This is a genomic window from Desulfobaculum sp., assembly GCF_054921475.1.
In genome coordinates, this window is sequence record NZ_JBUDSW010000100.1 from 1 (window position 1) to 11,916 (window position 11,916).

Genomic DNA, 11,916 nt, shown 5'->3' on the forward strand with positions numbered 1-11,916 from the left:
CATACGCAACGTTCAGGGCGTGACCGGGACCATGCACTTCAACGCACAGGGCGACCCCATCAAGTGTGTGCTTGTGGCGCGGGTTAATGAGAATGGCGAATTCGCCTTCGTGGAGGAGGTGTGCCCGGAGGGATTGGGCCGTTAAGGCCACAGACGCCAAAGCGCCCCGCACCGGAGAGGTACGGGGCGATTTGGCGTCTGTGGCGGGAAAGGATTAGGTCAGTGAGCCGGAGGTGACGAAGTCCGGACCGATACTGGGTGCGGAGGCGCTGCCGCCGCCCTGATTCTTGATGGCGTCCTGAAGTTGGGCCTGCAGGCTTGCCAGCTCGGACTGCTTCATGGCGAGCAGGCGGCGCTTCATGGCCGGGTCCATTTCCTTTTCCTTTAGCTCTTCAATTTCCTTTTTGACCTGCTCTATCTGCTTCCTGATGGATTTGATGAGCTTTTCCGAGGCGGTTTCGTCAGTCTTCTCAGGCTCCTTGGTATTGGCGAAAACGCCGCCTGCGGGAATGGCGGTGGCGTTCTCGCCCTTGGCGAGGTCTTTGCCCTGTTGGGAAAGGCTTACGGAGTCGCCGGACTGGGCAGCGCCCGGTGCGGCATTGGCGGCGGCGTCAGAAGTGGCGTCGTCGGGATGGGGTAGTTTGGCTGCAAACGCCGGGTTTCCGGCAAGTGCGTGGAGTGCTGTACTCATGATGTTCTCCCGAAGATCATACGCATTATACTTCTTCAATCGACCATGGGCGTTCAATCTTTAGGAGGGAAGGCGGTGCGCATCGAAAATTTGGACATTTGTCCCCGGTATGTGGAATAGTACAAGACGGTGGAGCAGCCATAAGCTGGGGGTGCCATGTCCAAGATTGAGCGGATACAGGTCATCAAGGGGGTGTACTGGGTGGAGGTGCCAGACGCGAGCCTGCGCCTGCTCTGCGGGTGCCCGGCGGATGTGGTGAAGCACCTGATGAAACGCGGATTCATCCAGTCCCGCCACCGCGACGGCGTGGTGTTTGAGTCCGGTCCCAACGCCATTTTGCTGTCTGACGTGCTGGTGCAGAGCGGCGCGTTCTCCAACCTTGCGGAATTTCCTGTCCTGCAGATGCTGTACCGGCAGGGAATGCTGATTCCCGGCCACCCCGGCAACACCGGCGAGCGCCCACTCCTCGTTGGTGCGGAGCCGCAGGTGCGCGCCCAGATGAATTATATCCACCGCGGCAACTATGGCCTGCTGAGCGCGCAGGAACTGCGCGCTGCCGGGGTGCCGCAAAAGCGCGCCGAAGAGCTTATGCGCATGAAACTGCGCTTTGCCTTTGGACGCATCCGCCATCCCAGTGAATTGCTCGAAAGCCGCATCCTTGGCAACGCCCCGGCGGAGATTCGCGGCGGCGTCACCGTGCGCCGCCTGCGCCTTAATGTATTTGAAATCGAATACGATTCCAGCACCGTCACCGTGGACCTGAATCTGCCGCAGGGCAGCTCCGGCTACGACGCGCCGTACCCGCTGGGCTTTAATGATGTGCGGCGGGAATACTTCGCCGTGGTGCACTCGGGGTGCGGCGACGGGTGGGATGTGAACCGCCCGGCCATGGCGTCCATTGTGATGTTTCAGGGGCGGGTGTACCTCATCGACGCGGGCCCAAACATTCTGCACAGCCTCACGGCCCTGGGCATTGGCGTCAATGAGGTGGAGGGCATCTTCCACACCCACGCCCATGATGACCACTTTTGCGGGCTGGCGACACTCATGCGCAGCGACCACCGCATCAAGTATTACGCCGTGCCCCATGTGCGCGAGTCTGTGGCGCGGAAGCTGGCGGCGCTGGTAGACCGGGACCTGTCGGACTTTGACCGCTACTTCGACCCGCACGACCTTGCCGAGGGCGAGTGGAACGATATTGCGGGGCTGGAGGTGCGCCCCGTGTTTTCACCGCACCCGGTAGAGACCACGGTCCTGCTGCTGCGCGCGCTGGATGGCCGGGGCTACAAGAGCTATGCGCACTTTGCGGATATCGTCAGCCTGAAGGTCCTTGAGGATATGGTCACCGAAGATGACAGTGCTCCGGGCGTGTCCGCCAAGATGCTGCAATCCGTGCGTGAGGACTACCTGACCTTTGCCAACCTCAAGAAGCTGGACATCGGCGGCGGGCTTATCCATGGCAACGCCGAGGATTTTGCGGAGGATACTTCACATAAGCTGGTGCTGGCCCACGTTTCGCGTGATCTCACGGGGCGCGAGAAGGAAATCGGCTCCGGCGCGCCCTTTGGCATGACGGATGTGCTCATCCATGGCGAGCAGGATTATGTGAAGATGTACGCCTTCTACTATCTGCAAACCTACTTCCCCACCATTCCCCGCCATCAAATCAAGATGTTGCTCAATAACGAGGTGGTCACCTTCAACCCGGAGACCATCCTCCTGCGCAAAGGCACGGTGCCTTCAGCCATCTACCTCGTGCTGACGGGCGCGGTGGAAATGATCGATACCGTGGGCGAGGTGCGCAACGTGTTGTCCGCGGGTGGCCTTGTGGGCGAGATTGCGGGCATGGTGCGCGCGCCGGTGCAGGAGACCTTCCGGGCCATGAACTTTGTCTATGCCCTGCGGATTCCCAGCGCGCTGTACTTGGAATTTGTCCGGCGCGGCGGGCTGTACCATGACATTGAGCGCCTGCAGGACAGGCGGGACTTTTTGCAGAAGAGCTGGCTGTTCGGCGAATCCCTGTCCTATCCCGTACAGAATATCATTGCCAACAGCATGGCTACGGAGCGCTACGAGGCCGGGGCGGAGATGCAGGTGGGGCTGGACGGCGACCGGTCGCTGTACGTGGTGAGTGAGGGCGAGGTGGAAGTGCTCATCGGCGACAGCGTCCTTGAGGTGCTGCGCAGCGGGGACTTTTTCGGCGAAGGGTGTGTTTTGTTCAGTACGCCGTGTGTCCACGGCCTGCGGGTCAAGACCACGGCGCAACTGTTCCGCATCCGGCATGATGAGATTCTGGACGTGCCCATCATCCGCTGGAAGCTCTTTGAAACCTACGAGCGGCGCATGCGGCTCATGGTCAGTCCGGAGCTTGTGGGCGTGTCCATCTTCCGCTGGCGGGACGAGTACGAAACGGGCGTCGCCTCCATGGACGCCCAGCACAAGGAGATGCTCCTTGCCGCGGACCGCGTGTATCTGGCCCTGAACACCGGGGAAAAGCGTGAGCACCTTGAGGAGTTCATAGCCTTCCTGCTGGCGTATTCCCGCGCGCATTTTGAGGAGGAAGAAGTCCTGATGGAGCGCCACGGCTATCCGGATCTTGAGGAGCACCGCCGGAGACACCGGCGGCTTGTGGATGAAGTGGAATCGTCTCTGGAGCGGTACCGGAGAGGGGAGTTCGCGCTGGACGTCGAGTTTATGGAATTGGTGAAGGACTGGATTGTGAACCACATCCTGCTGGACGACCGCAAGTATGGCTCCTTCCTGCGCCGCCACGAGGAGGGCGAGGACGTAGGCGAGGGCGACTAAAGCGCGCGAGGCGTGTGCCGGACGCGGAGGGCGCGTTCTGCGGTGGCAGGAATGGTTTTGTGGATGGGCCGCCGAGCCGGGCACAGGCGGGACGCAGGCGTCCCAAGGTGCTGTGGGCACGATGAAGCCGCTCCGGATGGGGCGGCTTGTGCTTTGCCGTTAGCGCAAAATGACGTGGTACCCGGCAATGCGCAGGTCGTCGTCCGACACATGGTGGAACTGCGGGTGCAGGGCGCGCCGGGGCAGGGGCGGGCCGTCGTGGTGGCTGGTGCTGCGGACCGTGACGGCAAAGCCGCAGGCGTCAAAGTCTTCCAGCATTTCCGAGGGCGCGATGCGGTTGGTGTAGAATCCGGCCGTGGCGACCCCCGGCCGCTCCCAGAAGGCGTCGCCAAAGCGCAGGTTGTTGCGGCCCCCGCCAAGGTGGTCGCGAAAGTCCACCTGATGCGAGCCCACGCCGCCGGGGCGCTGGATGCGCCGCAGTTCGCGCATGGTGTCCGCAAATTCATCACGGCGGATGTGCTCCAGCACGGCGTTGGAAAAGACAAAGTCTGCGCAATCGTCCGGGAGTTCGCGCAGGGAGGCGAGGCCCTCGGTCAGGTAGACGGCGGCGTTGGCGCGCAGGTAGTCGTCCCGGCTGGCAGGGGGCGTGTGGCCTTTCGCACCGCCAAGGGCGGCGGCGAGGGCGGCGTAGGTGCCCGCGTCCGTGGCGGCAAAGTCTCCGGCATCCACAAGGATGGTGCGCCCTGCCCCGGCGCGCCGCGCCAACAGCGCTGTGGAGAGGGCGTCGCCGCAGCCAAGCTCAAGGCAGGTGAAGTCCGGGGCCGGAGACTCGTACGCCGCAAAATGGGTGGCAAACACCTGCTGGGCGTGGGCGGGGTCGTCCATGGCGCCGTGGCGGAAGAGGCCCATGCGCCGCCAGAATCCGTAGGGGATGTTTAGCCGGGTCAGCAGGAGCTTTGCGCCCATTTTGGCCCACCAAGGCAGTGCCATGCATGCCTCCCATGCAAATGGTTTTCAGGAGTTATGCAAAGGATATAGCACGCCTTGGGCGTAAAGGGCTATGCCTTGGGCGCGCCGGGGTGCCGCCACCCAGTCTTCGGGCAGGTGCCGGCCGGGGGCGGGGGGCGCCGTACAAGGGGGGGCGCCTGTGGCGCGCCAGTGAAAAGCCTTTCCCGCGCCATGGTCCGGCCCGGTGGGGCGTTTTCGGGCGCTCAATGCAGACAGCCCCGGTTGGGGGCTGTTCTGCGTGGTCTCGCTGAAGGACGCTAGGAGGCGAAGGGGTCTTCCACCTCGGTGACGCCGGCATCGTCAAAGGTTGCCATGGCGTTGTAGGCATGGGCCGCGCCGCGGAGCAGGCTCATGGCTACAGCCGCGCCCGTGCCCTCGCCAAGGCGCATGCCAAGGTCCAGCAGTGGGCTGGCCTGCATGGCCTGCATAGCCTTGCGGTGCCCCGGTTCGGCCGATGCGTGGCTGAACACGCAGTAGCCCGCAACGGCGGGGCACATTTTCCACGCCGCCACATACGCCGCGGAGGAGATAAAGCCGTCCACCACCAGCACCAAGCGCTGCGCCGCGCCGCCAAGGATCAGCCCGGCAAGGGCGGCGATTTCGTAGCCGCCAAGGGCCGCCAGAATGTCCAGCGGCTGCCCTGCGGCAATGGTGGGCGCGTGCAGGGCCAGCGCCGTGCGGATGACGTCAGCCTTGCGGGCTGCGGCGTCTTGGCAAAGGCCCGCGCCGGGTCCGGTCAGCTCCTCCGGGTCCATGCCGAAAAAGGCGCAGTACAGCGCGGTGGAGGGGGTGGTGTTGGCAACGCCCATTTCGCCGGTGCCAAGGGTGCGGTAGCCCTCGGCGCGCGCTTCGGCGGCAAGGTCCGCGCCCAGCAGGATGGCGCGGATGCAGTTCTCCCGGCTCATGGCCGGGCCTGCGGCGAGGTTGTCCGTGCCTTCGGCAATCTTCCGCTGGATGAGGCGTGGGTGTACGGGGAAAGGACCGCCAAGGCACCCCGCGTCCACGGCTTTGAAGTCGATGCCGTACACGTCCGTCAGGGCATTGATGCCGCCGCCACCGGAAAGGAAATTGGCCATCATCTGGCGCGTCACCGCCTGCACCGACGGGCTGACGCCCTCGGCATGCACGCCGTGGTCGCCGCCGATGGTGTAGATACGCGCCGGGTCCATCTGCGGCGCACCGCCTTGAATGCAGTATAGTTGCGCGGCAAGGTCCTCCAACCGGCCAAGGCTCCCCGGCGGTTTGGTCAGGGAGTCCAAATGACGGCGGGCGTGTGGCTCAAGCGCCCAGTCCACCGGGCGGACGCCGCGTATGAGGGCGTCAAGACGTGAAGGCATGCGTATCTCCTGAAAAACGGCTGGAGCCGTATGACGTGGCAATGTGGAACCCAAGGGGCCGTGCATACATGCGTCCATGCGGTAATGCAAAAACCGTCGGCTGGGCGGCATTGACAGCCCGGGGTGAATGTATAGTGTGACTGATACGCTGGCCGGGGGAAACCCGGCGCGCTCCGCAGCGCCACGGCGCGGGACGGCAGGGCCGTCCACGGGAGCGCGAGGGCGTCAGACACACCCGGTCCATTCCGGATTATCCCTAAGGAGTATGAATCAGATGACCAGTCAGCTCAAGACGGCCCTTTTGCTGGGCCTGCTCACGGGCCTCATCCTGCTGCTGGGCGGCGCGATGGGGGGCCGTGGAGGCCTGTATGTCGCCTTTGTTCTGGCACTTCTCATGAACGTTGGCAGTTACTGGTACTCGGACCGCATCGTCCTGTCCATGTACGGCGCGCGGGAATTGTCGCCCGCAGACGCGCCGGGCCTGCATACCATGGTGGAGGACCTTGCCCACAACGCCGGGCTGCCCAAGCCCCGCATCGCCATCATCCCGCAGGAGGCCCCCAACGCCTTTGCCACAGGCCGTGGCCCGGAACATGCGGTGGTCGCGGTGACCGAGGGCATTATGCGCCTGCTGTCGCCCGAGGAACTCAAAGGCGTTTTAGCCCACGAGATGGGCCACATTAAAAACCGCGACATTCTTATCCAGAGTGTGGCCGCCACCCTTGCTGGCGTTATTATGTATGTTGCCAGCATGATCAAGTGGGCGGCGCTCTTTGGCTTTGGCGGCAGTGACGAGGAAGACGGCGGCAACCCCATTGCGGCTATTGGGCTGGCCATTATCGCCCCCATCGCCGCCATGCTCATCCAGATGGCCATCTCCCGCTCGCGCGAGTACCTCGCCGACCAGACCGGGGCGCAGCTGTCCGGTACGCCGCAGCATCTGGCGTCCGCGCTGGAGAAGCTGACGGCATGGAGCCAGCGCGCGCCCATGCAGGACGGCAATCCTGCCACGGCGCATATGTTCATCGTTAATCCCTTCACCGGGCAGCAGGTGATGCAGTGGTTCAGCACCCATCCGCCCGTTGAGGAACGTGTCAGCCGCTTGCGGGCCATGGCGGGAGGACGCTAGGCATGGGCCGTGCGGCAATGACGCGATTTGCGGCCTGTGTGCTGTGTCTTGCTGCGCTTGCTGTGGCCCCTGCCGCCGCCGGCGCAAAGGACGACACCCTGCGCATGACGCCTGTGGTCCGCGCGGTACAGGCCGTGTCACCAGCCGTTGTGAACATCACCACCGCCAAGGTGGTGGAGCGCGACGTGAATCCCTTTGGCGGGCTGTTCAACGACCAGTTGATGAATCCCATGCTGCGGGAGTTTTTCGGCTCCCGCGGGAAGCAGCGGTTCACGCGGCAGAGCCTTGGCTCGGGCGTTATCATCGACGGCCACGCCGGGCTGGTGCTCACCAATGCCCATGTCATTATGGGAGCAACGGAAATCAAAGCCCGGCTGCTGGACGGCCGCGTCTTCGACGCCGAGCTTGTCGGCTCCGACCCGGACTTTGACCTTGCGGTGCTGCGTCTTGATGCCTCGGGCGACTTGCCGCAGGTGCACCTTGGCGACTCGGACAACCTGCTTATGGGCGAGACGGTCATTGCCATTGGCAACCCCTTTGGGTTTTCGCATACCGTGACCACGGGCGTCATCTCCGCCCTGAACCGCACCGTGCGCACGGAGCACGGCGCGTACACGGACTTTATCCAAACCGACGCGGCCATCAATCCCGGCAACTCCGGCGGCCCGCTCCTCAATATCTACGGCGAGCTTATCGGCGTGAACACCGCCATTCAGGCCAATGCCGAGGGTATTGGCTTTGCCATTCCCATCGACAAGGCCCGCCGCGTTGTGGACGAGCTGGTCAGCGTTGGCACGGTGCAGCCCGTGTGGCTGGGCCTGAGCGGCCAGAGCGTGGACCAGCCAACGGCCAGCTACTTTGGTCTGGACGCTGTAAAGGGCCTGCTGGTGACGGAAATCTTTGACGAGACTCCCGCCAAGGAGGCGGGACTGCGTCCGGGCGACCTTGTTCTGAGCTTTGACGGCAACCCCGTGCAGGACAAGGAACGCTATCTCGAATACCTGCGCAACTACACGCGCGGCGAGGATGTGACCCTGACCATACTGCGTCAGGGCCGTACGGGCGAGGTGACGCTGAGTGTCCGCGCCTTCCCTGCCGAGCGTGCCCGGGCCATGGCGTGGGCGCGCTGGGGCGTGGAGGTGCGCGAAAGCGGCGGGGCGCTAGCCGTGGTGCGCGTGCGCGGCGGCAGTCCGGCGGAGAAGCTGGGCCTGCGCGCTGGCGACGGGCTGGTGAAGGTGGGCGGAATGCGCCTTGGCCGCATGTCGGACTTTGTCCACGCCTTTATGCGGTACCGTATGCAGAACGCATTGCTGCTGCTTGTCCGCCGGGGCGAGCGGGGCTACTACGTCCGCCTCAGGATTTAGGAATACAGGGCACTGCGTGTGCATTTGACGCGGAAAATGCGCCCAGGAGCAAGGCTGGAACGCTTCTTGGTCTTGACACCCGGGTAGGCAGGAGATATTCGGTTGTCCCTGGATGCCGTGACCGCACTCGGTCAGGGCATTGCAGCGTCCCCCGGGACGCGCTGGGAGGAAGCATCTTTTTCCGGCAACGGGAAAGAAAATCAAATCGGAGGTATACGATGGGTTACAAAGTTATCGTGGACAATGACAAGTGTGTTGGTGATGGCGAATGCGTCGACGTGTGCCCTGTTGAGGTATACGAAATGCAGGACGGCAAGGCCGTGCCCGTGAACGAGGAAGAATGCCTCGGTTGCGAATCCTGTATCGAAGTCTGTGAGCAGGACGCCATCACGGTCGAGGAAGAGTAGTCCACTCTTTTCTCGATTCGAGACAGACGTTTTTGAAAGGGAGCGGTGCCGGATAGTGCCGCTCCCTTTGTTATACCATAGGGGTAACGGACTCCGGCCCCCCGCTGGACACGCGCTTTTTTTCGCGCCCCCTCTCGACAATTCGTGTGAAGACATTAGCTTTCGGGGTATTGAACCAAACGAAAGCGTCCGGACCTGCCTGGGTCCGGGATCAGGGTGGAGTAGACCATGAATCTGGATTTCAGCGAAATTTTTGAGAAATACGAGGCGATTGTCGCCGAAGTGGATGCGGTCTTTGAGAAAGTGAAGGCCGAACATGGCGACTGCGTAACCTGCAGCGTCGGGTGTAGTGACTGTTGCCACGCGCTCTTTGATCTGAGCCTTGTGGAGGCCGTGTACATCAACACGAAGTTCAACGAGCGCTTTGAAGGCCAGCAGCGCAGCGACATCCTCGACCGCGCCGACGAGGCCGACCGCCAGACCTACCGCGTCAAGCGCGAGGCGTTCAAGGCCTCCCGCGATGGCGCGCTGGCCTCCGAAATCATGGAGATGGTCTCCAAGTCCCGCGTGCGCTGCGCGCTGCTGAACGACGAGGACAAGTGCGACCTGTACGACTTCCGTCCCCTCACCTGCCGCCTGTACGGCATCCCCACCGCCATTGGCGGCCGCGCGCATACCTGCGCCAAGACCGGGTTCGAGGGCGGCAAGCAGTACCCCACCGTGAAGGTGGAAAAAATTCAGGACCGCCTGATGGAGCTCTCCAGAGAACTGGCCGAATCCATCAACACGTCCTATGCCCAGCTCTCCGACATGCTGGTGCCGCTGTCCATGGCCCTCATGAATTCCTACGACGCCGAGTTCCTTGGCGCGCAGGATGAGAAGGCCAAGGCCGAGTGCGCCCCGTGTGCGGCCCCCGCGGCTCCCGAGCAGCCCGCCGAACAGCCCGCCGCCCCCGGCTCTGCCGCTTCAGCAGCCTTTGAGGGCGCTCCCTCCTGCGACAGCTGCGGCGAAGCCCCCGGCTCCAGCGCCTGCGATACCTGCGGCGGTGGCACCGTTTGGGAGATTGGCGGGGAGAAGAAGTAAATGGACAAGCTGACCCCCGATCAGGAAGAGCAGAAGCGCTTCATGTATGAGAAGATGTCGCCACGGCGGCGCAAGTTCATTGACCGTATGGGCTATGATAAATGGAACCCGTTCCAGAAGCCCTTCGACCCCATGGACATGCGCCGGGACGACACCAATCGCACCATTGAAGTTCTCGTTAAGCAGTTCCTGCGCGAGCAGGGCCAGTATCAGAAAGTTGGTGCGGGCTACAGCCGTGGCGCGCTGGAAGTGGCCATGGGCATCGTCAATAAGGACGAGCGCTATCGCGCTATGTATGACTTTTGTGTGTGGTATTCCGACCTCTTGCGCCGTGAGGGCAAGGGTGAGATGAATTGGGAACATGAATAATCCGGGCCCTAGGGCCTGGAAGACCAAGGACGCAACATGAGCACTCAAGCCAGAAACGTTGACGAGTATATTGCCGAGCTTTCCCAGCAGATCGCGACGAACCCGCAGTGTGCCAGCCACCATTACAATCTGGGTGTGGCCTACCTGCATAAGCGCATGTGGCAGGAAGCCGAAAAGTCCTTCCGCGAAGCAGTGGACAACTCCCCCCGCATGGCCGAAGCCTACGTCCAGCTGGGTGGCATCTACCTGCAGCGCGGCGACATTGACGGCTGCCTGAACATGAACAAGATTGCCAAGGGCTGCCGTCCGCAGTTTGCCGTGCCCTTTGCCAACATGGGCTTCTGCTACCTGCAGCAGGGCGACGTGGACGCCGCTATCCAGAACCTGACCAAGGCCATCAACCGCGACCCTGACTACGTGCAGGCCCTCGCGACGCTGGGCAGCGCCTACCTCACCGACAAGCAGTACGACGAAGCCCGCAAGGCGTTGAACAAAGCCCTTGAGCTGGCCCCGGCTTTTGGTCCGGCATGGAACAACATGTGCCTGCTGGAGCTGGAGCTCGGCAACATCGAAAGAGCCCGCGAGTACGCCGCCAAGGCCGAAGAGACCGGGTATGAGTTGGCCGAAGAGGTCAAGAAGGAACTGGAGGCTGAACAGGCGTAAGGGAGGTTTCCCATGGCCGGTTTCCGTAGAATGAAGGAGCGCATCCGCACACTGCTGCGTGGTGACGACTGGCAGGATGGCATCAGGGAACTGGAGGACGAGGCGGGTACTCCCCTTGTGGGGCCGCTGTTCTCCCTGCTGCTCGACCCGGACGAAATTGTGCGCTGGCGCGCTGTAACTGCCCTTGGGGCTGTTGTGGCGAGCATGGCCGACACGGATATGGAGTCCGCCCGCATCGTGATGCGCCGCTTTATGTGGCACATGAACGAGGAGTCGGGAAACATCGGATGGGGCATCCCCGAGTCCATGGGCGAGACCATGGCCCGGCACCCCCGTCTTGCCGAAGAGTTCCATACGAAACTGGCCTCGTATGTTCAGTGCCCGGACTGTCTGGGCGACGATAATTATATGGATCATCCGCCTCTGCGGCTGGCGGTCTATTGGGGACTGGGGCGGCTTGCGCAGGTTCGCCCCCAGCTTGTTCAAAACGCGCTGCCTGAGCTTGAGGCCGCCGTGCAGAATGAGGACAGTCCCGGAGCCCGCGCCGCCGCGTGCTGGGCCATAGGCCGTGTTGGAACGGCTGACAGCGTCAGCGTGCTTCGTCCGCTTGTCGAAGACGCCACGCCCGTCACCCTGTTCCGCAATGGCAGGCTGGAGGACACCACCCTCGGGGCTGTTGCCCGCGAGGCGGTTGATGCACTGGCTTCCTGACCGCAGGGGGCAGACAAGGAGAGACCCGTGAAGGACGAAAAAGGCCTTTACTACTACCCCAGCATGCAGACCCACGACGTGCGCATGTATGTGCGCGCCACGGAAGCCGGGGATATTGAGTTCCGCATGTGGCACAAGTCTATGCCCGAGGTGTGGGAGAAGCACGAGTGGATTCCCATCGACGTGGTGAAAGCCGCGGCGGATATGTACGACCACCCGGACCGCAATCCCGTTGCTCTGTACGATTTGGACATCGCCAAGCGCCTCATCGCCGAAGGCAAATAGCCCGGACCATATGACGCATTCCAGCGCCCCCGCAGCATCTGCTGCGGGGGCGCTTTTGCGTGTG

At 63.0% G+C, this 11,916-nt stretch carries 12 protein-coding genes; 9 read left to right on the forward strand and 3 right to left on the reverse strand.

Going from position 1 to position 11,916, the window contains the following annotated elements; translation table 11 throughout:
- Positions 1-214 precede the first annotated feature (214 nt).
- Positions 215-691, reverse strand: a complete 477-nt coding sequence (locus ACY69P_RS08230) for a hypothetical protein (RefSeq protein ID WP_459900535.1) — start codon at positions 689-691, stop codon at positions 215-217.
- A gap of 156 nt (positions 692-847) precedes the next feature.
- Here ACY69P_RS08230 and ACY69P_RS08235 point away from each other — a divergent pair, with 156 nt between their 5' ends.
- Complete coding sequence (locus ACY69P_RS08235; protein WP_462327137.1) at positions 848-3,496, forward strand: bacteriohemerythrin; 2,649 nt, start codon at positions 848-850, stop codon at positions 3,494-3,496.
- Positions 3,497-3,655: 159 nt separating this feature from the next.
- On the opposite strand, the gene ACY69P_RS08240 is transcribed toward ACY69P_RS08235, so the two are convergent.
- Both ACY69P_RS08240 and cobT read right to left on the reverse strand, forming a co-directional pair.
- Positions 3,656-4,486, reverse strand: coding sequence for a class I SAM-dependent methyltransferase (locus ACY69P_RS08240; protein ID WP_462327138.1), 831 nt, complete (start codon positions 4,484-4,486; stop codon positions 3,656-3,658).
- Positions 4,487-4,761: 275 nt separating this feature from the next.
- Positions 4,762-5,841 (reverse strand): nicotinate-nucleotide--dimethylbenzimidazole phosphoribosyltransferase, encoded by a 1,080-nt coding sequence (gene cobT / locus ACY69P_RS08245; protein WP_462327139.1) that lies wholly within the window; start codon positions 5,839-5,841, stop codon positions 4,762-4,764.
- 274 nt (positions 5,842-6,115) lie between these two features.
- Here cobT and ACY69P_RS08250 point away from each other — a divergent pair, with 274 nt between their 5' ends.
- From ACY69P_RS08250 to ACY69P_RS08285, 8 genes are all read left to right on the forward strand, one after another.
- Positions 6,116-6,970 (forward strand): zinc metalloprotease HtpX, encoded by an 855-nt coding sequence (locus tag ACY69P_RS08250; RefSeq protein WP_462327140.1) that lies wholly within the window; start codon positions 6,116-6,118, stop codon positions 6,968-6,970.
- Between the two features lie 2 nt (positions 6,971-6,972).
- Positions 6,973-8,334: a trypsin-like peptidase domain-containing protein gene (locus ACY69P_RS08255; RefSeq protein WP_462327141.1), complete on the forward strand. Its 1,362-nt coding sequence runs from the start codon at positions 6,973-6,975 to the stop codon at positions 8,332-8,334.
- A 218-nt stretch (positions 8,335-8,552) separates the two neighbouring features.
- A complete protein-coding gene (locus ACY69P_RS08260) occupies positions 8,553-8,741 on the forward strand; it encodes a ferredoxin (RefSeq protein WP_404843763.1) in 189 nt (62 codons plus the stop codon).
- 228 nt (positions 8,742-8,969) lie between these two features.
- Complete coding sequence (locus ACY69P_RS08265) at positions 8,970-9,824, forward strand: YkgJ family cysteine cluster protein (protein ID WP_462327142.1); 855 nt, start codon at positions 8,970-8,972, stop codon at positions 9,822-9,824.
- On the forward strand, positions 9,825-10,193 hold the full coding sequence (locus ACY69P_RS08270; RefSeq protein WP_404843761.1) for a hypothetical protein: 369 nt from the start codon (positions 9,825-9,827) through the stop codon (positions 10,191-10,193).
- Between the two features lie 36 nt (positions 10,194-10,229).
- On the forward strand, positions 10,230-10,856 hold the full coding sequence (locus tag ACY69P_RS08275) for a tetratricopeptide repeat protein (protein WP_462327143.1): 627 nt from the start codon (positions 10,230-10,232) through the stop codon (positions 10,854-10,856).
- A gap of 12 nt (positions 10,857-10,868) precedes the next feature.
- Positions 10,869-11,567 (forward strand): DVU0298 family protein, encoded by a 699-nt coding sequence (locus ACY69P_RS08280; RefSeq protein WP_459900547.1) that lies wholly within the window; start codon positions 10,869-10,871, stop codon positions 11,565-11,567.
- Between the two features lie 27 nt (positions 11,568-11,594).
- Positions 11,595-11,852 carry a hypothetical protein gene (locus ACY69P_RS08285; RefSeq protein ID WP_459900549.1) on the forward strand — a complete coding sequence of 86 codons (258 nt, stop codon included), beginning with the start codon at positions 11,595-11,597 and terminating at the stop codon, positions 11,850-11,852.
- Positions 11,853-11,916 lie beyond the last annotated feature (64 nt).

Excerpts from the sequence above, each read along its gene's own strand:
- ACY69P_RS08230 (WP_459900535.1), bottom strand. The coding sequence starts at position 691 with ATGAGTACAGCACTCCACGCACTTGCCGGAAACCCGGCGTTTGCAGCC.
- ACY69P_RS08235 (WP_462327137.1), top strand. The coding sequence starts at position 848 with ATGTCCAAGATTGAGCGGATACAGGTCATCAAGGGGGTGTACTGGGTG.
- ACY69P_RS08240 (WP_462327138.1), bottom strand. The coding sequence starts at position 4,486 with ATGGCACTGCCTTGGTGGGCCAAAATGGGCGCAAAGCTCCTGCTGACC.
- cobT (WP_462327139.1), bottom strand. The coding sequence starts at position 5,841 with ATGCCTTCACGTCTTGACGCCCTCATACGCGGCGTCCGCCCGGTGGAC.
- ACY69P_RS08250 (WP_462327140.1), top strand. The coding sequence starts at position 6,116 with ATGACCAGTCAGCTCAAGACGGCCCTTTTGCTGGGCCTGCTCACGGGC.
- ACY69P_RS08255 (WP_462327141.1), top strand. The coding sequence starts at position 6,973 with ATGGGCCGTGCGGCAATGACGCGATTTGCGGCCTGTGTGCTGTGTCTT.
- ACY69P_RS08260 (WP_404843763.1), top strand. The coding sequence starts at position 8,553 with ATGGGTTACAAAGTTATCGTGGACAATGACAAGTGTGTTGGTGATGGC.
- ACY69P_RS08265 (WP_462327142.1), top strand. The coding sequence starts at position 8,970 with ATGAATCTGGATTTCAGCGAAATTTTTGAGAAATACGAGGCGATTGTC.
- ACY69P_RS08270 (WP_404843761.1), top strand. The coding sequence starts at position 9,825 with ATGGACAAGCTGACCCCCGATCAGGAAGAGCAGAAGCGCTTCATGTAT.
- ACY69P_RS08275 (WP_462327143.1), top strand. The coding sequence starts at position 10,230 with ATGAGCACTCAAGCCAGAAACGTTGACGAGTATATTGCCGAGCTTTCC.
- ACY69P_RS08280 (WP_459900547.1), top strand. The coding sequence starts at position 10,869 with ATGGCCGGTTTCCGTAGAATGAAGGAGCGCATCCGCACACTGCTGCGT.